The organism is Pinisolibacter aquiterrae, assembly GCF_019160155.1.
Lineage (GTDB): Bacteria > Pseudomonadota > Alphaproteobacteria > Rhizobiales > Ancalomicrobiaceae > Pinisolibacter > Pinisolibacter aquiterrae.
The window spans coordinates 1-22,664 of sequence record NZ_JAFNIH010000056.1; the positions used below are offsets into that span (position 1 = coordinate 1).

23 protein-coding genes are annotated in these 22,664 nt (G+C 69.5%); 9 read left to right on the forward strand and 14 right to left on the reverse strand.

Translation table 11 applies throughout. The features are described from left to right. On the forward strand, positions 1–481 hold a 481-nt coding region (locus tag J3S89_RS20855), incomplete at its 5' end, for a 4Fe-4S dicluster domain-containing protein (RefSeq protein ID WP_217931098.1). Positions 482–556: 75 nt separating this feature from the next. Here J3S89_RS20855 and J3S89_RS20860 read toward each other — a convergent pair. Both J3S89_RS20860 and J3S89_RS20865 read right to left on the reverse strand, forming a co-directional pair. Continuing rightward, positions 557–1,195 carry a DedA family protein gene (locus J3S89_RS20860; protein WP_217931099.1) on the reverse strand — a complete coding sequence of 213 codons (639 nt, stop codon included), beginning with the start codon at positions 1,193–1,195 and terminating at the stop codon, positions 557–559. A 115-nt stretch (positions 1,196–1,310) separates the two neighbouring features. After that, positions 1,311–1,988, reverse strand: coding sequence for a glycosyltransferase (locus J3S89_RS20865; protein ID WP_217931101.1), 678 nt, complete (start codon positions 1,986–1,988; stop codon positions 1,311–1,313). A 177-nt stretch (positions 1,989–2,165) separates the two neighbouring features. Between J3S89_RS20865 and J3S89_RS20870 the strand changes: the two genes are divergently transcribed. From J3S89_RS20870 to J3S89_RS20880, 3 genes are read left to right on the forward strand one after another with little or no spacing between them, the layout of a single operon-like run. Then, entirely contained in the window at positions 2,166–3,302 is a 1,137-nt protein-coding gene (locus J3S89_RS20870) for a PA0069 family radical SAM protein (protein WP_217931103.1), read from the forward strand. A 14-nt stretch (positions 3,303–3,316) separates the two neighbouring features. Next, the gene (locus J3S89_RS20875) at positions 3,317–3,760 is read left to right on the forward strand and encodes a VOC family protein (protein ID WP_217931105.1); all 444 of its coding nucleotides are present in this window, start codon (positions 3,317–3,319) and stop codon (positions 3,758–3,760) included. Next, positions 3,747–4,475: a ribonuclease HII gene (locus J3S89_RS20880; RefSeq protein ID WP_217931107.1), complete on the forward strand. Its 729-nt coding sequence runs from the start codon at positions 3,747–3,749 to the stop codon at positions 4,473–4,475. Before J3S89_RS20875 ends, J3S89_RS20880 begins: the two co-directional genes overlap by 14 nt. Before the next feature lie 43 nt (positions 4,476–4,518). Here the strand turns inward: J3S89_RS20880 and J3S89_RS20885 are convergent, their stop codons facing one another. From J3S89_RS20885 to J3S89_RS20925, 9 genes are all read right to left on the reverse strand, one after another. Continuing rightward, positions 4,519–5,049: a gamma-glutamylcyclotransferase family protein gene (locus J3S89_RS20885; RefSeq protein ID WP_217931109.1), complete on the reverse strand. Its 531-nt coding sequence runs from the start codon at positions 5,047–5,049 to the stop codon at positions 4,519–4,521. A gap of 95 nt (positions 5,050–5,144) precedes the next feature. Beyond that, a complete protein-coding gene (locus J3S89_RS20890) occupies positions 5,145–5,636 on the reverse strand; it encodes a F0F1 ATP synthase subunit B family protein (RefSeq protein ID WP_217931111.1) in 492 nt (163 codons plus the stop codon). Positions 5,637–5,646: 10 nt separating this feature from the next. Next, entirely contained in the window at positions 5,647–6,186 is a 540-nt protein-coding gene (locus J3S89_RS20895) for a F0F1 ATP synthase subunit B (RefSeq protein ID WP_217931112.1), read from the reverse strand. Positions 6,187–6,306: 120 nt separating this feature from the next. Continuing rightward, the gene (locus J3S89_RS20900) at positions 6,307–6,531 is read right to left on the reverse strand and encodes a F0F1 ATP synthase subunit C (protein ID WP_217931114.1); all 225 of its coding nucleotides are present in this window, start codon (positions 6,529–6,531) and stop codon (positions 6,307–6,309) included. Positions 6,532–6,587: 56 nt separating this feature from the next. Next, on the reverse strand, positions 6,588–7,346 hold the full coding sequence (locus tag J3S89_RS20905; protein ID WP_217931116.1) for a F0F1 ATP synthase subunit A: 759 nt from the start codon (positions 7,344–7,346) through the stop codon (positions 6,588–6,590). A gap of 155 nt (positions 7,347–7,501) precedes the next feature. Continuing rightward, the gene (locus tag J3S89_RS20910) at positions 7,502–7,942 is read right to left on the reverse strand and encodes an AtpZ/AtpI family protein (RefSeq protein ID WP_217931118.1); all 441 of its coding nucleotides are present in this window, start codon (positions 7,940–7,942) and stop codon (positions 7,502–7,504) included. Positions 7,943–8,125: 183 nt separating this feature from the next. After that, positions 8,126–11,590, reverse strand: coding sequence for a chromosome segregation SMC family protein (locus J3S89_RS20915; protein ID WP_217931120.1), 3,465 nt, complete (start codon positions 11,588–11,590; stop codon positions 8,126–8,128). A gap of 32 nt (positions 11,591–11,622) precedes the next feature. Further along, positions 11,623–12,261 carry a DsbA family protein gene (locus tag J3S89_RS20920; RefSeq protein WP_217931123.1) on the reverse strand — a complete coding sequence of 213 codons (639 nt, stop codon included), beginning with the start codon at positions 12,259–12,261 and terminating at the stop codon, positions 11,623–11,625. A 135-nt stretch (positions 12,262–12,396) separates the two neighbouring features. Beyond that, positions 12,397–12,924, reverse strand: coding sequence for a DUF721 domain-containing protein (locus J3S89_RS20925; RefSeq protein WP_217931125.1), 528 nt, complete (start codon positions 12,922–12,924; stop codon positions 12,397–12,399). Between the two features lie 81 nt (positions 12,925–13,005). On the opposite strand from J3S89_RS20925, the gene mutY reads away from it, so the two are divergent. Beyond that, entirely contained in the window at positions 13,006–14,091 is a 1,086-nt protein-coding gene (gene mutY / locus J3S89_RS20930) for an A/G-specific adenine glycosylase (RefSeq protein WP_217931140.1), read from the forward strand. 112 nt (positions 14,092–14,203) lie between these two features. After that, the gene (locus J3S89_RS20935; protein ID WP_217931126.1) at positions 14,204–15,196 is read left to right on the forward strand and encodes a hypothetical protein; all 993 of its coding nucleotides are present in this window, start codon (positions 14,204–14,206) and stop codon (positions 15,194–15,196) included. 72 nt (positions 15,197–15,268) lie between these two features. On the opposite strand, the gene J3S89_RS20940 is transcribed toward J3S89_RS20935, so the two are convergent. Then, positions 15,269–16,033, reverse strand: a complete 765-nt coding sequence (locus tag J3S89_RS20940; RefSeq protein WP_217931128.1) for a M15 family metallopeptidase — start codon at positions 16,031–16,033, stop codon at positions 15,269–15,271. A 161-nt stretch (positions 16,034–16,194) separates the two neighbouring features. Beyond that, on the reverse strand, positions 16,195–17,328 hold the full coding sequence (locus J3S89_RS20945; RefSeq protein ID WP_420801304.1) for a site-specific DNA-methyltransferase: 1,134 nt from the start codon (positions 17,326–17,328) through the stop codon (positions 16,195–16,197). A gap of 186 nt (positions 17,329–17,514) precedes the next feature. Between J3S89_RS20945 and J3S89_RS20950 the strand changes: the two genes are divergently transcribed. Together J3S89_RS20950 and J3S89_RS20955 are read left to right on the forward strand one after the other, a co-directional pair. Next, positions 17,515–18,183 carry an HAD family hydrolase gene (locus J3S89_RS20950; RefSeq protein ID WP_217931132.1) on the forward strand — a complete coding sequence of 223 codons (669 nt, stop codon included), beginning with the start codon at positions 17,515–17,517 and terminating at the stop codon, positions 18,181–18,183. 26 nt (positions 18,184–18,209) lie between these two features. Further along, positions 18,210–19,691 carry an AMP nucleosidase gene (locus J3S89_RS20955; protein WP_217931134.1) on the forward strand — a complete coding sequence of 494 codons (1,482 nt, stop codon included), beginning with the start codon at positions 18,210–18,212 and terminating at the stop codon, positions 19,689–19,691. Between the two features lie 171 nt (positions 19,692–19,862). On the opposite strand, the gene J3S89_RS20960 is transcribed toward J3S89_RS20955, so the two are convergent. After that, a complete protein-coding gene (locus J3S89_RS20960; protein WP_217931136.1) occupies positions 19,863–20,855 on the reverse strand; it encodes a DUF4424 family protein in 993 nt (330 codons plus the stop codon). A 527-nt stretch (positions 20,856–21,382) separates the two neighbouring features. Here J3S89_RS20960 and J3S89_RS20965 point away from each other — a divergent pair. Further along, positions 21,383–22,267, forward strand: a complete 885-nt coding sequence (locus J3S89_RS20965) for a hypothetical protein (RefSeq protein WP_338019781.1) — start codon at positions 21,383–21,385, stop codon at positions 22,265–22,267. Positions 22,268–22,664: the final 397 nt, after the last annotated feature.

The window sequence follows — 22,664 nt, forward strand, 5'->3', positions numbered from 1 at the left end:
GTCGAAGCTCGGCACCATCCTCGGCGTCTCGCTCGGCGGCCTCGACATGTGGACCAACGAGCTCTTCGGCTTCTCGGTCTTCGGCACGCTGAAGCACGGCAAGTCCGACGCCAAGTCGCTCAAACCCGCGGCGGAATGCAAGCCGATCGTCTATCCGAAGCCCGACGGCAAGATCTCGTTCGATCGCCTCTCCTCGGTGTTCCTGTCGAACACCAACCACGAGGAGGATCAGCCGATCCACCTGAAGCTCGCCGATCCGGCCTTGCAGAAGACCTCGGAACTGGGCGTCTACGGCGGTCCCTCGACCCGCTATTGCCCGGCCGGCGTCTACGAGTGGATGGAGAAGGACGGCGAGGACACGTTCGTGATCAACGCGCAGAACTGCGTCCACTGCAAGACCTGCGACATCAAGGATCCGAACGGCAACATCACCTGGACGACCCCGGAAGGCTCCGGCGGGCCGAACTATCCCAACATGTGAGACCCGCACCTCCCACGCAGAGCTCCCGCGAGGCCCGGACGGCGACGTCCGGGCCTTCGTCGTCGGATCCGACCCTCACCCGTCGCGCCGCAGCCAGGACGGCAGGCCCCGGCGCCAGACGTAGAGGGCGAGGCCGAGGGCGACCACGAGGCCGGCCCCGATCAGCCCCGCCGAGGCGCGATCGCCGGCGACGAAGCGATCCCAGGCGAGCATGCCGATCGACCCCGGCGCGATCAGCACCGGGATCCACAGGATCGCCGAACCGACGTTGGCCGCCTGGAAGAGGCCCCAGCCCATCGGGCTCATGCCGGCGACCGTCGGCACGCTGGCGCGCAGGGGGCCGATGAAACGGCCGATCACGACCGCCGCCCAGCCCCAGCGGGCGAAGGCGTTGCGGGCGGCGGCGAGCATCTCGGGATGGCGCGAGAACGGCCAGAGGCGGTGGACGTGCGGGCCGAGGCGGCGACCGACCCAGAAGGAGACGCTGTCGCCGAGGGCCGCGCCCAGGGCACCGCCGATCCACAGATCGATCAGCGGCAGCGTGCCCGCGCCGACCAGCGCGCCGGCTGCCATCAATACCCCGGTGGCCGGCACCAGGACACCGATCACCACCAGCGATTCGCCGAAGGCGAGCAGCGCGAACACCGGCCCGGCATAGGCGCGATGGCTTTCGATGAAGCCGAGCAGATCGGTGAAGGTCGCGGCGAGATCCATGGCGCCATGATCGCCGATCCGCGCCCCGGCGTCGATGCCGTCGACCGCCGAGCGGATGCTCGTCGAGGGGGGGGCCGACCCCGCGCCGGACCGCCCCGGAACGTCCGTCGAGACCTCAGATGCCCGAATCGGCCGGCGGCAGGCCGACCGCGCCGGCGGCGATGCGGACGAGACCGGCGAGCGAGGGCACGGCGGAGGCGCCGCCGCCCGGCGGCAGGACGACCGCGTCGGCGCGCAGGACATGGCGCCGGGAGCGCGCGAGCCGGCGCAACAGGGCGGCGTGGCCCGCGTTCGGCCCGGCGGCGAGAGCGGCGGCCTCGAGCGGCGCGCGCGCGACCAGGAGGCCCTGCTCGGCGCCGGGCAGGCCCATCAGCCCCTGCGCGAAGCCGGCGAGCCGCTCGGCAACCCGCGCCCTCCAACCGAATTCGTCATAGGCGAGACGGAAGGCGGCGATCGAGGTCTCGCCACGACCCATCCGCTCGACGCGATCGACGAAACTCGCCGCCTCGCGAAACCACTCGCCCTCGAGGAAGACATTGGGCGGCAGCACCAGGAACCACGGCGCGCGACGCGCCGCCCCGAGGCCGGTCGCGATCTTGCCGCACCATCCGCCCCGGCCCTCGACCAGCGTGCAACCGGCGGCGTCGGCGACGATGCGCGTCCCGTCGGTGGAGGCCTCGTCGACCACGACGACCTCGCGCACCACACCCTCCGCCGCGCCGGAGACGAGCGACGACAGGGTGCGCGCCAGACCTTCCTCCGAATTTCGCGTCGGTACGACGACGGACAGCATGTCGGCGGGCCCCCCCGAAGACTGGAAACATCCGCGACGGCACGGCCGCACGCCGTGCTCTTCCCTCTCGTCTCATACACGCCCCCGCCGGAACCGACCAGCACGACGCTTTGCGAAAGTCGCGGAAATTGAAGGCATGTTCTTGTCTTGTTCCTCGCCTTGGCCCATGATCGAACCATGAACACGGCGACTCCCTCTCTCTCTCCCGCCTCCGGCGAGGCTCCGACCCCGACCCCGGAGGGGACGGTCGCGAGCGAGCGCCGGCGTGGGCGCGGCGCCACGGCCAATGCTTCCGGGCGCTACGAAAGCGAGCGGCGGGAGGTCTTCGACGACGGTTGGAGCGAGGTCGATCCGTTGCCGGCCTTCGCGACCACAGTCACGGTGGAAAAGCCGAAGACGATCATCACCCGCAACGCCTCGCCCGACATCGGCTTCGATCGCTCGATCAACCCCTATCGCGGCTGCGAGCACGGCTGTTCCTACTGCTACGCCCGGCCGACGCACGCCTATATGGGCCTGTCGCCGGGGCTCGACTTCGAGGCACGGCTCTTCGCCAAGCCCGATGCGGCGCGCCTGCTCGAGCGGGAATTGGCGGCTCCCGGCTATCAGGTCCGCCCGATCGCCCTCGGCACCAACACCGATCCCTATCAGCCGATCGAGCGGCGCTGGCGGATCACCCGCGAAGTTCTCGAAGTGCTGGCGCGCACGCGGCATCCGGTGACGATCGTCACCAAATCGGCGCTGGTCGCGCGCGACCTCGACATTCTCGCGCCGATGGCCGCCGAGGGTCTGGCGCGGGTGGCGCTGTCGATCACCACGCTCGACCGTCGTCTCGCCCGGGCGATGGAGCCGCGCGCGTCGAGCCCGGAGCGACGGCTCGCCGCCCTCCAGGCGTTGAGCGCGGCGGGGGTTCCGACCGGCGTCCTGGTGGCGCCGATCATCCCGGCGCTCAACGATCCGGAGATCGAGCGCATCCTCGAGGCGGCGCATGCGGCGGGCGCGCGCGAGGCGGGTTACGTGCTGTTGCGCCTGCCGCTCGAGGTTTCGGAAATCTTCAAGGGCTGGCTCGTCGAACATCAGCCGGACCGCTATCGTCACGTCCTCTCGATCCTGCGCTCGATGCGCGACGGCAAGGATTACGACGCGACCTGGGGGCGACGGATGAAGGGGTCCGGCCCCTATGCCGAGACGATCAAGCGCCGGTTCGAATTGGCGACGAAGCGGATCGGCTTCGCTCGGCCACGCCGGGACGCGCTCGATTGCACCCGTTTCACGCCGCCGCTCGCCGCCGGGGTTCAACTGTCGCTGTTCTGATCGTGGAGTGCGCCATGTCTCTTCGTCTCTCCCTGGTCACGCTGGGCGTCGCCGACGTCGCCCGCGCGACCGCCTTCTACGGCGCGCTCGGGCTGACGCCGGGGGCGTCCAGCAACGCGGCCGTCACCTTCTTCGACATGGACGGGGTGATCCTGGCGCTCTACGGCCGCGAGGCGCTCGCCGAGGATGCGCGGATCAGCGCGGCCGGAACCGGATTTTCCGGGGTGACGCTCGCCTGGAACCTTCGCGACAGAGCGGCGGTCGACGACGCGCTCGCCCTGGCGGCGCGGTCCGGAGGGCGCCTCGTCAAGGCCGCGGAGGAGGTGTTCTGGGGCGGCTATTCCGGCTATTTCGCCGATCCGGACGGGCATCTGTGGGAGGTCGCCCACAATCCGTTCTTCCCCATCGACGCCTCCGGCGTCACGCGGCTCCCGGGAGACGATCATGACCAGGCCTGAGAAGACGAAGCGCCCGCGCGCCTCGACCCCGACGAGCCGGCCGGACGATGCGCTCGAACGCGGGCTCGGGGCGCCGCGCCTCAGGATCGCCGGGGTCGACGAGGCCGGACGCGGGCCGATCGCGGGGCCGGTGGTCGCCGCCGCCGTGGTGCTCGACTGGACGTGCGTGCCGGAGGGGCTGAACGATTCCAAGAAGCTCGACGAAGCGACGCGCGAGCGTCTCTTCGAGGAGATCCTGGCGCATCACGGCGTGGCGGTCGCACTCGGCTCGGTCGGGCGCATCGATGCGACCGACATTCGCGCCGCGACGCTCGACGCGATGCTCCGCGCCGTGCGGGGGCTCGCGGTTCGGCCGGACCATGTTCTGATCGACGGGCTCGACGTGCCGCCGGGCCTGCCCGCGCCCGGGACGGCGGTCACCAAGGGCGACGCGCGGTCGCTCTCGATCGCCGCCGCCTCGATCGTCGCCAAGGTTCTGCGCGACCGGCTGATGGTTCAGGCGGCCGGGGACTATCCCGACTGGAGCCTGGAGGTGCACAAGGGCTACGGCACCCCGAAGCACATGGAGGCACTCGCCCGCGCCGGCGCCTCCCCACTCCATCGACGCAGTTTCGCGCCGGTCGCGCTCGCCCTCGGCGAGGAACCGAAGGCGCGGCGGGCTCCCGCGCGCAAGCCGCGAAAGGCGAAGGCCGAGGGGCCGGACCTCTTCGGCTGAAGCACGCCCCGGCGTCCCCGGCGGAGGCCGCTGACGGTGGAGTTCAGGCGTCGTCGAGCCGATCGAGCCGGCCGGCGAGACGCAACGCCTCGCGCGCGGCGACGTAACTCGGGCGGTCCGGATCGGGGTCGCGCGCGAAGGCGACCGCGGCGAGCCGGGCGACGGCCTCGGGCGGCAAGGCTGCTTCGAGCGCCCCGGCGAGCGCGAGCGCTCGATACCAGTGCCAGGGATGTCCCGGCTCGGGCGGACGATGCGGGAGCCAACTCGCCACCGCCTCCCGGCGTCCGTCGGCGAGCCGCACCGGGAAATCGGTGATCTCGCGGTAGTTCGTCCCTTCGGCCCGCGCCAGTCCGTCGCGGTCGGCTTCGTCGATCCGCCACAGGAGCCCGTGCGCGACGTCACCGAGGACGGGACGAAGGCCGAGTTTGACCGAGCCGTCGGCGGCGCGCACGTCATAGGCGACGCGGTGATCCTCGGCGATCGCCGGGCCGAGGCGGACGGCGCTCGGGCAACGGGCGCCGAGCCGAGCCGCCAAGAGATTGGAGCCATAGGCGAAATAGACGAAGGATGCCATGCGGCCGTCTCCTCCCGGCCCCCTCGGAAACGCGAAGACCCGCGCCTCCATCGGGAGGCGCGGGTCTCGCAGTCCGTTCGATCGACGGCCGTGGCTCAGTTGAGCTTGGCGCCGACTTCGGCGATGCCCTTGGCGACCAGATCCGCGCCGGCGACACCGGCGGTGCGGTTCACCAGGATCTTCTCGGCGGCGGCGACCGCGAGGTCGGCGGCGCGCGAGCGAACCTCGGCCACGGCCTGAGCCTCGGCCTGGGCGATCTTGGATTCGGCGGACTTGGTGCGACGCTCGATCAGTTCGGAGAGCGCCTTTTCGGCCTCGACCGTGGCGAGCTCCGCCTGGGTCTTGGCTTCGGCGACGATCGACTGAGCTTCGAGCTCGGCGTCGGCGGCCTTCTTCTTGTAGGCGGCCAGCAACTCGGCCGCTTCCTCGCGAAGACGCTTGGCCTCGTCGAGTTCCGCCTTGATCGCGTCGACCTTGCCGTCGAGCGCGGCGCCGATCTTGGCCGGCACCTTGAGATAGACGATCACGCCGAAGAAGATCAGCAGTGAGACGAAGGCCCACAAAGAGGCGAGAGACGTCGCGTCCATGGGGTTCTCCTCACTTGGCCGACTGGACGGCGGCGACGATCTCGTCGCGGCCGACACCGTCGCCGATCAGCGACGACACCAGGGCTTCGGTGGTCTCCACGGCGATGCCGTCGACCTCACCCAGAGCCTTGGCTTTGATCTCCGAAATCCGGGTCTCGGCATCGGCGATCTTGGCGGAGAGAGCAGTCTCGGCCTCGTGACGCTTGGCGTCGACCGAAGCCGCCAGGGTCGCGCGGGTCTGAGACGCGATGTCCTGAGCCTTCTTGCGCGCCTCGGCGAGGGACGCCGCGTAGGCCGCACCGGCGGCTTCCGATTCGGCCTTCAGCCGGTTCGCTTCTTCGAGGTCGCGGCCGATCTTCTCGTGACGCGTCTCGAGGATGCCGCCGATCCGCGGCAAAGCGACCTTGGCCATCAACACGTAGAAGAGGCCGAAGGTGATCGCCAGCCAGAGGATCTGCGACGCGAAGGTGGAGCTGTCGAACGGGGGGAAGACCCCGCTGTGCCCACCTTGGTGTTGCACCTCGGCCGTGGTGTGGACGTTTTCTGCCATCGTGCCCGCCCCGGTATGATCCGGTTCCCCATCGCCGACCAGCCGACGACGGGATCAGTCGCATGCGTCACCGACCGCCACGAGGACGGCCGGTGATCGAAGAGGCTCGCTCGTCGCCGATCAGGCGAAGAGGAGGATCAGCGCGACGAGCAGCGAGAAGATGCCGAGCGCTTCGGTCACGGCGAAGCCGAAGATCAGGCGGCCGAACTGGCCATCGGCGGCGGCCGGGTTGCGCAGGGCGCCGGCGAGGTAGTTGCCGAAGATGGTGCCGAGACCGATGCCCGCACCGGCCATGCCGAGGGTGGCGATACCGGCGCCGAGGTACTTCGCAGCTTGCGGATCCATCAGAATGCTCCTTCGGGGTGTCGTCTGTTGAAGGGTACTGCCCGCGTCCGTCCGGCTCAGTGGCCGGGATGGATCGCGTCGTTGAGGTACATGCAGGTCAGAACGGTGAAGACGTAGGCCTGCAGGAAGGCGACCAGGAATTCGAGCGCGGTCAGCGCCACGGCCATCGCCAGCGGCAGGATCGAGCCCACCGTGCCGACGGCGCCGGCGGCGGAGAGCGTCACCACGAAGCCCGCGAAGACCTTCAGGGTGATGTGACCGGCCAGCATGTTGGCGAAGAGACGAACCGAGAGGCTGATCGGGCGGGACAGGAACGAGATGATCTCGATCAGCGTCACCAGCGGGATCAGCGCCGCAGGAACCCCCTTCGGCACGAACAGATTGAAGAAATGGAAGCCGTGCTTCCAGATACCGAAGCCGATCACGATGCCGATGACCAGAATCGCCAGCGAGAAGGTGACGATGATGTGCGACGTGACCGTGAAGAAGTAGGGCACCAAGCCGATCAGGTTCGCGACCAGCACGAACATGAACAGCGAGAACACCAGCGGGAAGAACTGCATCCCGGCCTTGCCGGCGGCGTCGCGCAGGGTATCGGCGACGAAGGAATAGGCCATCTCGGCGACGACCTGCCAACGGCTCGGCACCATCGCGCGGCTCGAGGAGGCCATGACCAGGAAGCCGGTCGCCAGGATCACCACCACCGCCATGAACAGCGACGAGTTGGTGAAGGAGACGTCCCAGTGCCCGACCTGGATCGGGAGAATCTTGGTGATCTGGAACTGATGGATCGGATCGACCTTGTCGGCTGCCACCTGTCAGTCTCCACTCTCTCGTCGTCGGTGCCGATCGGCCACCGAACCCCACCGCGCGGCTCGAAGCCCCGCCCCACACCCACATGCCGCTGCGGCACGCGAGCCCTCGATTCTCGTTTCGGCCCCTCGCATAGCACGGACGCGACGCGCGCGCTCTACGCCGTTGGGCCAGGACCCTCGTCGGAACGACCCGACGCGGACCCCGAATTCTTTCCCGCCTCGCGCAGCCGGGTGCCGGCACCGGCCACCACCCCTTCGGCTCTGAGGACGTTGAGAACGCCCGCCGCGAAACCGAGAAGCACGAAGACGATCAACGCCCAGGGAGTGGTGCCGAGCGCCCGATCGATCACCCAGCCGAGGCCGCCGCCGACGATCACGCCGGCCACGAATTCGGAAGCGATCTTGGTCGCCTGAGCGAAACCGGCCGGCCTCGCCTTGGCATTCTCCGCCTCTTCCGCCGCCCGTCGTGCCTCGAGGGTTCCCCCGAGACGCTCCAGGCGCGCGGCGAGCGCCGCTTCGTCGGTCGGTGTCCTCGCCGCCGCGGAGAGGTCGGCCTCGGATGTCTCGGGATCTCTTCCCGGCGATCGTTCGATCATGGTCGGGACCCCTCGTTCCGGGCATCATCTCACGCAGGCGCGGCAACGGCCGATCCCACCTTCGAAACCGGGCGCACCATAGTGGCGGCGGAATTTCGTGTCAAGGACACCAGACTTTAGTTTATTCCCATGAAAACAATGAGATAACCGTCTTCCGGTGAAAGTTTGAAAGCGACGGCGACTTCAGCCCGCCCGGGCGGGCTCGACGATGCGGGCGGCGCGCTCCAGATCGACCGACACCAGTTGCGAGACGCCGCGCTCCGACATGGTGACGCCGAACAGGCGATTCATCCGCGCCATGGTGATCGGATTGTGGGTGATCACCACGAAACGGGTGTCGGTGAGCCGGGTCATGCGCTCGAGCAGGTCGCAGTAACGCTCGACGTTGGCGTCGTCGAGAGGGGCGTCGACCTCGTCGAGGACGCAGATCGGCGCCGGGTTGGTGAGAAACACCGCGAAGATCAGGGCGAGTGCGGTCAGCGCCTGTTCGCCGCCGGAGAGGAGCGTCAGCGTCGCCGGCTTCTTGCCCGGGGGGCGGGCGAGGATCTCGAGGCCAGCCTCGAGCGGATCGTCGGATTCGACCAGTTGCAGCTCCGCCTCGCCACCGCCGAAGAGATGGGTGAAGAGTTCGCGGAAATGGCCGTTCACCCGGTCGAAGGCGGCCATCAGGCGCTCGCGCGCCTCGCGGTTCAGCGTCTGGATCGAGGCGCGCAGGCGGCGGATCGCCTCGACCAGGGCGTCGCGCTCGGCGAGGAGTTCCCCGCGGCGGGTCTCGATTTCGCTCAGCTCGTCCTCGGCGCGCAGATTGACCGCGCCGAGCTTCTCGCGCTCGACGCGCAGACGCTCGAGGCGCCGCTCGGTCGCGGTCTCGTCGGGCAGCGGCGCCTCGTCGGCGAGGCCGAGACGGGCGGCGAGCGCGGCCGGCGCGATCTCGTAGGCCTCCTCGATCGCCTCGGCGATCTCGGCGCGGCGCGCGGCGGCGGCGACGAGGCGTTCCTCGCAGCGGCCCTTGGCCTCGCGCGCGGTCGAGAGCGCCTCGAGGGCGTTGCGGGCGATCGCGTCGGCCTCGGCCTGGGCGCGTTCGCCGAGCGTCAGCGCGTCGGCGGCGGCGACGCGGGCGGCCTCGGCGGCGACGATCTCGCGAGTGAGGCGCAGGCGTGCGTCCTCGAGGTCGGCGGGGCGCTCGAGCAGCTCCGCGCGTTCGGCCTCGGCCTCGGCGCGGCGTTCGGCGAGGACGGCGACCTGACGTTCGGCGGCGGCGGCGCGGCCGACCCAGGAGCCGCGTTCGGCCTGGATGGCGGTGCGGCGGCGGGCGCGCAGCTCGGCCTCGCGCAGGCGGGTCTGGCGGGCGGCGCGCGCCTCGGCGACGGCGGCGCGCTCGATCGCCACCAGGGCGCGCGATTCGGCCAGCGCCAATTCGAGCGCCCGCGTCTCCGGCAGATCGGCGGCGGCGGCGGTCGCCGCCTCGACCCCGGCGGCGATCTCCTCGCGCTCGGCGGCGAGGCGGGCGGCGGTCTCGGCGAGGGCGGCGCGGCGCTGCGCGCGCCGCTCGGCCTCGCGCTCGAGCCGGGCGAGGGTCTCGCGCGCGGTCGCCTCGGCGCGGCGGGAGAGACGCAGGGTCTCGCGCGCGGCGGTCTCGGCGGCGGCGGCCTCGGTCGCCGTGCGCGCGGCGGCTTCGGCCGTGCCTCGCGCCAGATCGCGACGATCGCGAGCGGGCGGGACGGCGGCCTCGAGTTCGGCGAGACGGTTGCGGGCGGCGAGACGGCGGGCGCCGGCGGTCGGGGCCTCGGCGGCGGCGACCAGTCCGTCCCAGCGCCAGAGGTCGCCCTCGCGCGAGACCAGACGTTGGCCGGGCCTCAGGGCGAGGCGCAGGCGCGCGCCCTCGGCCCGCTCGACGAGGCCGATCTGGGCGAGGCGGCGATCGAGCAGGGCGGGGGCGCGGACGTATTTCGCGAGCGGCTCGACGCCGGGGGGCAGCGCCGGATCGCCGGAGCCCGGGCCCGGATCGCGCCAATGAACCGGGGCGCCCTCGTCGGCGGAGACCTCGAGATCCTCGCCGAGGGCGGCGGCGAAGGCCGCCTCGAGGCCGGGGGCGACGGTGAGGCGCTCGACGATCGGCGGCCACAATTGTTCGGCGGCGACGTCGAGCATGCGGGCGAGCGTCTTCGCCTCGGTCTCGAGCCTCGACAGCGCGGCCTCGCTCTCGGCGAGCGCGGCGCGGGCCGCCTCGGCCTCGGCGCGGGCATCGGCGACGGCGCCTTCCGCCTCGACGGCGCGGTCCTCGGCCTCGACCACGCTCGCGGTGGCGGTCTCGCAATCGAATCGCGCCGCCTCCAGGGCTTCTTCCTCGACGTCGTCGGCGAGGGCCTCGCGCTCGCGGGCGCAGGCGTCGATCTCGGCGGCGAGCCGGCGCAGGCGGTCCTCGGCGGCGCGGCGGGTCTCGTCGAGGGTGCGGCGGCGGGCCTCGACCTCGGCGAGCGCGGTCTGGTGCTCGGCGAGCGTCGCCTCGGCCTCGGTGAGGCGCGATTCGGTCTCGGCGAGGGCGTCCTCGGCGTCGGCGAGGATCGCGGCGCTCTCCTCGTCGAGGGCGGCGAGGTCCTCCTCCTCCTCGGCGAGGCGGGCGAGCGCGGCGGACATGTCCTCGGCCAGCGTCGCCTCGCGGGCGGCGTCCTCGGTCAGTTGGGCGAGGCGGCGATCGAGATCGGCGAGGCGATCGCGGATGCGGCGTTCCTCGGCGTCGATCTCCGAGGCCGCGACCCGGAGGCGCTGGAGCGCGGCGGCGGCCTCGACCTCGGCGCGACGCAGGTCGGGAAGATCGTGGGCGGCGACGGCGCCGTCGCGGGCGGCGCGGGCCTGGGCGAGCTGACGTTCGTCGACGAGGCGGACGGCCTCGGCGAGCTCGCCCGCCGCCTCCTCCTCGCGGGCGAAGGCCTCGCGCCAGCGCAGATGGGCGATGGTCGCCTCGGCCTCGCGGATCTCGGCTGAGAGATTGCGGTAGCGCACCGCCTGCCGGGTCTGGCGCTTGAGGCTCTCGACGCGGCTTTCGAACTCGGTCAGCACGTCCTCGACGCGCTCGAGATTGGCCTCCGCCGCCTTCAGGCGGATCTCGGCCTCGTTGCGGCGCGAATGGAGGCCGGAGATGCCGGCGGCCTCCTCCAGCACGGCGCGGCGAGCGGTCGGCTTGGCGGCGATCAACTCGCCGATCTGGCCCTGGCGGACCATGGCGGGCGAGCGCGAGCCGGTCGAGGCATCGGCGAAGAGGAGCTGGACGTCGCGGGCGCGGACGTCGCGGCCGTTGATGCGGTAGTTGGAACCGGCTTCGCGCTCGATGCGGCGGGTGACCTCGAGGGTGTCGGCATCGGCGACGGCGAGGGCGACGGTGCGCTCGGAATTGTCGAGCGTCAGTGTCACCTCGGCGGCGTTGCGCCCCGGTCGCCGGCCGGAGCCGGCGAAGATCACGTCGTCCATGCCCGAGGCGCGCATGGACTTCCACGAGTTCTCGCCCATGACCCAGCGCAGGGCCTCGACGAGATTGGACTTGCCGCAACCATTGGGGCCGACGACGCCGGTCAGCCCCGGTTCGATCCGGAACTCGGTCGGCTCGACGAAGGTCTTGAAGCCCGAGAGCCTCAGTCGCGTGAACCGCACGTGCCCCTCCTGCGACCCGGCCGGCCGCGGCCTCAGCCCTTGAGGAAGGGCGCCAGCGCCTCGTCCATCTCGGCGGTCGTCGAGATGCCGACGATCTTGGTGCCGTTGACGAAGAAGGTGGGCGTGCCGTCGATCTTGAAGGCCTCGGAGCCGCGGGTGCGGCCGGCGGTGATGCCGTCGAGGAGCTTCTGATCGGTCAGGCAGGTCTTGAAGGTCTCGCGCGTGAAACCGGACTGCTTCGACAGAGCGAACAGCGCCTCGACCGGGTTGTCGGAGCGGACCCAGTCCTTCTGCTTGTCGAAGAAGAGGCCGGTCATCTCGAAATAGCGGTCGCCGGGGGCGCAGCGCGCCAGCATCGAGACCGCCGCGGCGAGCGGGTCGAGCGGGAACTCGCGATAGATGAAGCGCACCTTGCCGGTGTCGATGTACTTCTCCTTGAGGTGGGGGAAGACCGCCTCGTGGAAATGGGCGCAGTGGCCGCAGGTCATCGAGGCATATTCGATGACGGTGACCGGGGCGTCGGCCTTGCCGAGGGTCATGTCCGGCAGAACGCCCGGCTTCAGGAGCTCGGCCATGTCGAACGTGCCCTGCGCGAGCGCGGGCAGCGCCGAGAGGCCGGTGGCGAGAAGGGCGAGAGCGGAGGATTCGAGCAGGCGGCGACGGCTGAGCATCGTGGGACGGGTCCTCGACAACGATAAGGGCTCCGTCGCGAAGGGCGCCGGATTTCCTCTTTCAATAGCTCGATTGTGGCGAGACGTCGCCCCCCGGAGCGGGCTTCACGCACTCGTCATCGGGGAAAACCGCCCTCAACGCCGCGAACTGGCGACGATCGCTCGCCCCAGGCGCGAAAGGGCGGCGCGCAGGCCCTCGTCGTCGATACCGGCGGTGGCGTCGCGGACGAAGGCCTCCTCGCTCGCCGACAGCGCCCTGAGGCGCGGAGCCGGGGCGATCCGGGGGCGGTCGATCGGCTTCTGGACGATCTTCAGCCGGGCCACGGCCGGGAAGCCGAAATGGGCGTTGATGCGCTCGAGGATGCGCGGGGCGTCGTGCTGGAAGAGGAGCGCGCGGGCACCCTCGCAGCGCACCGTCAGGGTCGCCGGCTCGAACCCGTCCTCGCCGCCGTCCTCGAGACGGCGCGGCCAGGAGAGGCGCTCGGGCTGGGTCACGTCGCGATAGGCGGCGCCGACGATCTCGCCCCAATGGGTGAAGAGATCGGTCGAGGCGAAGCCACGCTTGCGGGCGGCGGGGCCGATGAGGCCTGCGAGCAGATCGGCGACCGGCGCAGGGCCGCGCCGGCGTCCGGGCTTCGACGAGGAGTACGGTGCGGTCGCCATGGCGACACCATGACGGGGCTCGGCGTCGGAAACAAGGCGACGGTGCTTTTCTCCCCACCGCTCTCGCGCTACCTCTCGCCGATGAGCGCGTCCTTCCCTCCCCTCCCCCCGCCCCGTCCGGCCGACCTCCTCGCCTGGTACGACCTGAACCACCGCCGGCTGCCGTGGCGGGTGGCGCCGTCCGACCGGGACGACGGCGTCGTCGCCGATCCCTATCGGGTGTGGCTCTCCGAGGTGATGTTGCAGCAGACCACGGTGGCGGCGGTGAAGAGCTATTTCGAGGCCTTCACGAATCGTTGGCCGAGCGTGCGCGATCTCGCCGCCGCGCCCGAGGAGGAGGTGATGAAGGCCTGGGCCGGGCTCGGCTATTATTCACGCGCCCGCAATCTCAAGGCCTGCGCCGAGGCGGTGGCGCGCGATCACGGCGGACGCTTTCCCGAGACCGAGGCGGCGCTCGTCCGCCTCCCCGGCGTCGGGCCCTATACGGCGGCGGCGATCGCGGCGATCGCCTTCGACCGCCCGGCGACGGTGGTCGACGGCAACGTCGAGCGGGTGATCGCCCGCATCTTCGCGGTCGAGGACCCGATGCCCACCGCCAAGCCGGAGATCCGCCGCCTCGCTGCGACGCTGACGCCGGAGGCGCGCCCCGGCGACTATGCCCAGGCGATGATGGATCTCGGCGCGACGCTCTGCACGCCGAAGAAGCCGGCCTGCGCGCTCTGTCCCTGGATCGCGTCCTGCCGGGCCCGGGCGGGCGGGGCGCCGGAGACGTTCCCGCGTCGAAGCCCGAAGGCGGCGCGGCCGACGCGGGTCGGCACGGTTCACGTGGCGGTGCGCGCCGATGGGGCGGTGCTCCTGCGGCGGCGGCCGCCGAAGGGGTTGCTCGGCGGCATGAGCGAGGTGCCGGGCGGCGAATGGCGCGAGGCCTCGCTCGGCGCGGGGGCGGCCGCACCGCCGCTCGCGGGGGCGTGGCGGCGGGTGGCGGGCGTGGTCGAGCACACGTTCACCCACTTCCATCTGGAACTCACGGTGATGCGCGGCGACGTCGCGCATGGGGTGGCGGCGCCGGCGGGGTTCTGGTGGTCGGCCCCGAGCGATCTTCCCGGCGAGGCGCTGCCGACGGTGTTCCGCAAGGCGATCGCGGCAGGGCTCGGCCGGGTGATCTGAGACCATCCCCGACATCGCGACGGACCGTCATGGAACCGTCGCGACCTTTGAGGAGGATGCGCGCCGTCAGATCTCGGAGGGCCCTCGCCGGGCCCCGCCCCAGGAGTCCCACATGCGCCGTCTCGCTCTTCTCGCCGCGCTTCTCGCCGGCATCGCCACGCCCGCCGCCGCCTTCGACGTCGGTTCCGACAAGGCCTTCGCCTTCGTCGCGCTGGGCGACATGCCCTACAAGCTCCCCGACGACTACGCCCGCTTCGAGACGCTGATCGGCAAGATCAACGCGCTGAAGCCGTCGGTGTCGATCCACATGGGCGACATCAAGTCGGGCTCGACCGTCTGCTCCGACGAGATCTTCCAGAAGGTGAAAGACGAATTCGCCCTGTTCGAGGGCCCGTTCGTCTACACCGTCGGCGACAACGAATGGACCGACTGCCATCGCGAGAAGGCCGGCGGCTACGACCCGAACGAGCGCCTGAACAAGGTGCGAGAGATGTTCTTCGCCACGCCGAAGTCCTTCGGCAAGACCAGCATCGCCCTCGAGCGTCAGTCCGAACTGATGCCGGACGCCAAGACCTGGGACGGCAAGACCTTCGTCGAGAACACTCGCTTCGTGATGAACGGCACGATGTTCGTCCAGGCCAACATCATCGGCTCCAACAACAACCTCGAGGCTCGCAGCCTCGACAACGCCAAGGAATTCTTCGCCCGCGACGCCGCCAACCAGAAGTGGATCGTCGCCGCCTTCGAGAAGGCCAAGGCCGAGAACCTCGGCGCGCTGGTGCTGTCGATCCAGGCGGACATGTGGGACATCAAGCAGACCGAGCCCGACGTGCCGCGCGCCTCCGGCTTCGTCAACACGCTGAAGACGATCGAGAAGCAGGCCAAGGAATTCGGCAAGCCGGTGCTGGTGATCAACGGCGACGCCCACTTCTTCGAAGTCACGCCGTTCTACGGCACCGACACCAAGGCCCTGCCGAACGTCACCCGTCTGCAGGTGCCGGGCGAGAAGATCGTCGGCGCGGTGCGCGTGATCGTCGATCCGGCCAACCCCGAAATGCCCTTCGCCTTCCAGGAGATCGGGCAGGTGCCGGCCGCCAAGAAGTGACGACGGGACGCCTTCGCCGCGACCATCACGAACGCCCCCGGAGCGATCCGGGGGCGTTTCGCGTTCAGGCCGTCAGCGCAGGATCTCCGGGCGATATTCGAAATGCATGGTGTCGTAGTGATACCATTTGGCGCCCCAGACGAAGCCGTGGCGCTCGAACACCTCGGCGATCTCGCCGGGGATCCGGTTCTTGTAGGCGACCTTACGGCCGGTCGGATCCGACCAGTACCAATAGTCGGACTTGTCGGTCGCCACGTCGATGGCGATGCCCCAGCCGTGGGCGGAGACCCGGTTCGTCCCGGCGATGACGCGGCAATTGTAGGTGCCGGCGGAGGGGACGAGGAATTTCTTCCAGGCGGGCGGGCCGGCCTCCAGCTCCTTCGACACGGCGGCGAGCGCTTCCGCCGCGCCGGCGCGCGAGGAGAACCGCACGGTGCCGCCGCCCCATTTCGGCACCCAGGGCACCGCGACGAGATTTTTCGTCACCTCGCCCTTGCGGCAGTCGCCATAGACGGCGTCGAAGAAGGCACCGTTGCGATAGCGGCCGGGGTCGGCGTCCTTCGCCGGCGGGGTGACCTTCGCGCCCCTCGGATAGGGATCGGCGAACATGTCCTCGAGGTCGGGGTCGGCGAGGCGCTGATCGAAGCTCTTGGCGCGGCCGTCGTCGATGGTCAGGCGCCGGCCCGACGTCATCACCAGCGTGTTGCCGTCGACCCGATCGACGAAGTCGGGATAGGCGGCGCGCAGCTTCTCGCCCGCCCCCTCGGCCCGGGCGGCGAAGGGCGCGACGAGGAGAAGAGAGACGGCGGAGATCCGGAGGGCGAGGCGAGCCGGCATGATCGATCCTCCCGTGCGGCCAGCGCCTCGATCGCGGCCGGCGCCACCATCAGATCGACCGTATTCCGGCGATGTCCATCGCGACTTTCGCCGAGCGCGACGCCGGGTCGCGGGATCGGTCCCGCGACCCGGCTCGGGCCTTACGACCTGGGCATCGGGGCTCAGACGACGTCGCCGTGGCGGGTGCGATATTCCTTGCGCAGGTCGTCGAGCACGACGGCGCGGCCGTCGCGGGAGGCGTACCAATAGGTCCAGCCGTTGCAGGCCTCCGCCCCCTGCACCAGGGCGCCGACGCGGTGGATCGAGCCGGTGTGGCCGAGCGCCTCGAGGCTGCCGTCGATGCGGACGCGGGCGAGATGGCGGCCCTTGCCGTCGAACAGGATCTCCCCCGCCTCGATCAGGCCGGTCTCGATCAGCGCCCCGAAGGGGATGCGTGGCTCGGCGCGCTTGCCCTTGACCAGTTCGAGCGCTTCCGCGCCGAGGGGGACGACCGCGTCGATGCGCGCGCGCGCCGCCTCGGCATAGCCGGCGTCGCGCTCGATGCCGACGAAGCGGCGGCCGAGACGCTTGGCGACGGCGCCGGTGGTGCCGGTGCCGAAGAAGGGATCGAGCACGACGTCGCCGGGGTTCGAGGAGGCGAGCAGCACCCGGTGCAGCAGGCCCTCCGGCTTCTGGGTCGGGTGGATCTTGTCGCCGGCCTCGTCCTTCAGCCGTTCGCCGCCGGTGCAGATCGGGATGGTCCAATCCGACCGCATCTGCGTGTCTTCGTTGAAGGCCTTCAGGGCGTCGTAGTTGAAGGTGTATTTCTTGGCGTCCTTGTCGCGCCCGGCCCAGATCAGGGTCTCGTGGGCGTTCTGGAAGCGCTTGCCCTTGAAGTTGGGCATCGGGTTGGTCTTGCGCCACACCACGTCGTTGAGGATCCAGAAGCCGAGATCCTGGAGGATCGAGCCGACCCGGAAGATGTTGTGATAGGAGCCGATCACCCACAGCGTGCCGTTGGGCTTCAGAACGCGACGCACCGCGAGCAGCCAAGCGCGGGTGAAGGCGTCGTAGGCCTCGAAACTGTCGAACTGGTCCCAGGCGTCGTCGACCGCGTCGACCAGGCTCTGATCGGGGCGATGGAGCGTGCCGGCCAACTGCAGATTGTAGGGCGGATCGGCGAAGACGAGATCGACCGATTTCGAGGGGAGCTTCTCCAGTTCGGCGACGCAGTCACCGAGATAGATGCGATCGAAAGGGTCGGCGGCGGGAGACGTGGAGAGGGGGGCAGGCGAGCCCGTTCGGGCCGTCCGGATACGCGACTGGGACATGAACGCACTCGCCTGTTACGCAGCTCACTCGATGCCTCCATGGTTACCGATCGAGGTAAAGGGGGGGTAAAGGCGCCGCCGACACGCCCGCCCCGCGCCGGGCACTCTTCCCGTCGCCGCCGCGCCCCCCTACAAAGGGACGAGATCCCATTCCCCGACTCGGGAGCCTTCATGCTGATCATCTTCGACTGCGACGGCGTGCTCATCGACAGCGAGATCGTCGCCGCCCGCCTCGAGGCGGAAGCCATCACCGCGCTCGGCCTGCCGATGACCGCCCAGGAGATCTGCACCCGCTTCGCCGGTACCACCACCCGCGAGGTCTGGGCGACGCTGGAGCGCGAACTCGGACGCCCCCTGCCGGCGGGCTTCTTCGAGACCCACCTCGCCCATGTGCGCGACGTGTTCTCGCGCGAGATCGAGGCCATTCCCGGCGTGCACACGGTGATCGAGCGGCTCGAGGTGCCCTATTGCGTCGCCTCCTCGACGCAACTGCCGTCGCTGATCACCAATCTCGGCACCGCCGGCCTCGCCCATCTCTTCGACGGCCATCTCTATTCGGCGAGCCAGGTGAAGCGGCCGAAGCCGGCGCCGGACGTGTTCCTGTTCGCCGCGTCGCAGATGGGGTCGGATCCGGCAGACTGTCTGGTGATCGAGGATTCGCTCGCCGGCGTCACGGCGGCGCGGCGGGCCGGCATGCCGGTGATCGGCTTCACCGGCGGCAGCCACGTCGGCCCCGGCCATGCCGAACGGCTGATCGAGGTCGGCGCCGCCTCGACCTTCGAGCGCATGACCGATCTGCCCGCGATCCTGGCCGCGCGCGGCTTCCGCCGGGCGGCGTGACCCTCGTTCCACCGGAGGACGACCCGATGCAGGCCGTGCCGATCGAGACCCCGACGCCGACGGAATTCGTCCGCCACGACGACGCGACCGCCGCCGTCGTCCGCCTGATCGCCCTCTACGAGGAGGCGATCGCCTTCCTCCAGCGGCGGTTTCGCGAGGTCGCCGAGACCGGCCGGGTCGAGGGGCGGATCCGCGCCTTCTATCCGGAGATCCGAATCTCGATCGCCACCCATGCCCGGCTCGATTCGCGCCTCGCCTTCGGCTACGTGCAGGGGCCCGGCACCTATGCCACCACGGTGACGCGGCCGGATCTCTTCCGCCGCTATCTCACCATCCAGATCGAGCAGCTCCTCGCCAATCACGGCGTGCCGGTGGAGATCGGCTCGTCCGACCAGCCGATCCCGCTCCATTTCGCGCTGACCTCGGACGTGTCGGTGACCTACGACGTCGCCGAGACGATCGGCCGGCCGATCCGCGACGTCTTCGACGTGCCCGATCTCGCCGTCACCGACGACGCCATCGTCAACGGAACCTGGATGCCGCGAAACGGCGAGGCGGCGCCGCTCGCCCCCTTCACCGCGCCGCGCATCGACTATTCTCTGGCGCGCCTCCAGCACTACACCGCCACCCGCGCCGAGCACTTCCAGAACTACGTGCTCTTCACCAACTATCAGTTCTACATCGACGAATTCGTCACCTTCGCGCGCGCCGCGCTGAACGATCCGGCCGGCGGCTGGGAGGCCTTCGTCGAACCCGGCAACGTGGTGTGGTTGCCCGGCGCGAGCGCGCCCAGCGAGGGCGCGGCACCGCCCCGGCTGCCGCAGATGCCGGGCTACCATCTGGTGCGCAAGGGCCACGCCGGCATCACCATGGTCAACATCGGCGTCGGCCCGTCCAACGCCAAGACCATCACCGACCACGTCGCGGTGCTGAGGCCCCACGCCTGGGTGATGCTCGGCCACTGCGCCGGGCTCCGCAACACGCAGAAGCTCGGCGATTACGTCCTCGCCCACGCCTATGTGCGCGACGACCACGTGCTCGACGCCGATCTGCCGCTGTGGGCGCCGATCCCGGCGCTGGCGGAGATCCAGGTGGCGCTCGAGCAGGCGGTCGCGGAAGTGACGGGCCTCGCCGGTTTCGAATTGAAGACGGTGATGCGGACCGGGACCGTGGCGACGATCGACAATCGCAATTGGGAACTGCGCGATCAGCAGGAGCTGGTCGAGCGCTTCTCGCAGTCGCGCGCCGTCGCCCTCGACATGGAATCGGCGACGATCGCCGCCAACGGCTTCCGCTTCCGCGTGCCCTACGGGACGCTTCTCTGCGTCTCCGACAAGCCGCTGCACGGGGAGCTGAAACTGCCGGGCATGGCGAGCGAATTCTATCGCCGTCAGGTCGGCCAGCATCTCCAGATCGGCATCCGCGCCATGGAGAAGCTCCGCAATCAGCCGGCGGAGAAGATCCATTCGCGCAAGCTGCGGTCCTTCGAGGAAGTGGCGTTCCAGTGAGGGCTCGAACGGGGTCCGCGTCTCCCGTCCCCGTCCGCCGTCATGGCCGGGCTCGACCCGGCCATCCACGGGCGTTCGCGCCTGTGGTCGAGCCGTATGGATCCCCGGGGCGAGCCCGGGGATGACGAGGAGGAAGGCGGGAAGCGAGCCTCGAAGGCCCGCCGCCGGTCCTCACATCTTGCTCGGCGGGCGCACGATCAGGACGTCGAGGTCCTGTTTCGGGGTGAAGTTCTCGTAGACCACCTCGAAGCGCGTCGGGGCGATCTTCTTCACGCCGGTGGCGCAGAAGCTCACCAGATTTTTCGGATCGCCCTTGTCGACCACCAGCCGGAAGTGCCGGATCGGGCCGCTCCAATTGGCGCCCGACGTCAGCACGTAGCCGATCCAGAGATCGCTCTGGAGCGCGTCCTCGTCCTTGCCACGCGCCGCGTCGAAACCCTTCACGAAGGCGTCGTCGATGCAGAACTTGGCGCGATAGGCGGCGACTTCCTTGGCGAGATCCGGCTGATTGCGCAGATCGGGCTTGAGGATCGAACCGACCGAGCCGCCGACGAAGGGCTTGTAGGCATGCGAGACCCGGATCGACTTGCCCGCCGGAAAGACCTGCGTGCGGGTGACGGTGGTCTTGGTGGTCCAGTGGGCGTTCCAATAGGGATTGGCGTCGTCGCCGTCGTTCTTCAACGCACCGGCGGCGACCAGCCCGTTGCGGACGTCGGGCGCGAGCGCCTTCACCTTCGCCTCGAACTCCGGGTCCATGCTCAGCGGCAGGCCGGCGGCGCGCACCTGCGCGGTCACGTCGGTGCCGTTCACCAGCGCGGCCTGCACGAGGGTCAACTCCGCCGGGCGGCCGTCGATGGTGGTCTTGAACTCGAGCTCCTTGGCGAAGTCGGGCCGGTGGACGTCCTCGGGGCCGTTGACGACGTCGGGCAGCGGGAAGGCGACCAGCGTCTCGAGGTCCTTCGACGACGTGTTGGTGAAGACGTAGTCGACGGTGACCTTCTCCTCGGAGACGAAGAGATCCTCGCTCTCCATCACCACGTCGGCCGATTTGGTGAGCGTCAGACCGCCGATGGCGGTTTCCGCCATGCTGTCGTTGGCGTCGGCGGGCACGGCGGCGACGGCGAGGGCCGAGGCCAGCAGAACGGTATCGAAGCGCAGGGTCACGACGGCTCTCTCCCAGGACGACCGTCGTGCATCCTCCCCGACGGCAGGGTCAAGAGATCATATTTAAGGCGGGGCCGCGAGAGGGGCGCGCTCGAACGCCGGCGCGAACGGACATGGTCCGTCGCGCCCCTCGGCGGCTTGCGGTCACGATCGGTGCAATGCGGTCGGTGACGGCCTACGACCCGAAGCGGACGTCTATCTCGTCCAATTGGAACGGCAACTATGCGCCCCAACTCAGTCATTCGCCGACTGGGCGCGCGACGCTAAGAGCTGCCGCTCGTTGATCGCGCATGGACGGTCCATACTGGCGAAAAGCTTACGGCGGAGAACTGACGCCAACTCCCCTTCTTGGGATCTTGCGAGGCTCTGCGTGATGACGTCTAGACATCGGCCAGCCTTACCCCCAGCTTATGGTCATGAAGCAAAAGCCGCTAAAGACTGAATTGCACCATTGGTGGCCGCGAACCCTCTCCGATCATTGGTCGGCGGCCGACGGTATGGTCTCGGTTATCCGACCGAATGGAACCATGCACCGCGCGCCGCCGGGCGCGTTCGGGGCAATTACCAACGCCCATCATATCAAGACGGGCGGACATTGGGATTCGACCTTCGAACCGATCTTCAATGAGCCCGACAGCGAAATGGCCGCGTTCGTGCAATGGCTAGGAACACTCGAGACTTCGCTGGCGTCGCCCGATCAGCCGATGATCGAGCGGATCCTGCCGCAGCCGCTGCCCGATGAACGCGCGACGCAAACCACCCGCGTTACCGCCTCGCTGCTCGCTCGCAGCCCAAGCATTCGCGCGTCGATCAAACAGACCACCGAATATTACCGGCGCCGCTTCGGCTTGGCCGATCCAATCGCGGACAAGACACTAATCGCGGCGAACCAGCGCGGGCTCTACGATGCCTATCGCAAGCGCATGATGCGCGGCCGCTGGGCGGTTCTCTTCAGCGACGAAAGGGAATTCATCGCAGGTGACGGCTTCCTGCACAATTTCCCCGCGTCGCGGGACGCGCTCAACGCCGGGCTCAAGCTGGTGCTGCCGATCCTGCCGACGGCAACGATCGTTTATATGTCGCCGATGCAATATCCGACCGAGCCGCGCCTCGTCACGCTGCGGCTCGGCGCTGAAGAAGTGGATCGGTTGAACGCAATCACGCAGGTCTATGCCAGCGAATTCCTCTTCTATCGCGACGAAAAGCCGGAGCTGAGCGACGCCTTCCAGTGCGGCGAGCATCGCCAGTTCCAATATCATGGCCACCACTGGCTCGATCCGCTGCTCGATAAGCTGTCGCAATATAATCGCTGGGGGAAGGACGGCGCCGCCGGCATCTCCAGCAGGCGTCCGTACAGTGAATCGCTCGAAGGCAATCGCTGGCTCGACCGTTTCGTGACCCGAGGCGACTAGCTCAGGGTCCGCAATTGCGGATACTCGTCCCCGGCACCGGCAGCTAGGCACGCGTCGCCTCGAAATGGCGAGGCGCCTAGGCAGCGGATTGGTCTGGGGCTGGGCCGCTATTTGTGGTCAGCTCTAGGTATGATGGAAAACTGGCTTGATCAAAATAGTTCGTCATTGCGAGTGTCCACTTCGCGCGCCACTGGTCTCGTGACCTGCCAGTCGGCAATCGGCCCCATTTCAGTCGCCCAAGCACAGCACGCTCAGCTTCTGCTTTCGGCGGATTCCGTTGAAAAACTCGCCGGCGGCGCGGCATGCATTCGGCGACGATGGGCCCCACGCTCGAGTTTGAGAGGGCCCTCCCTCCTCAAGTCGCCCCGACCGGCTCGTTCATCGGGATCAGCTTGGC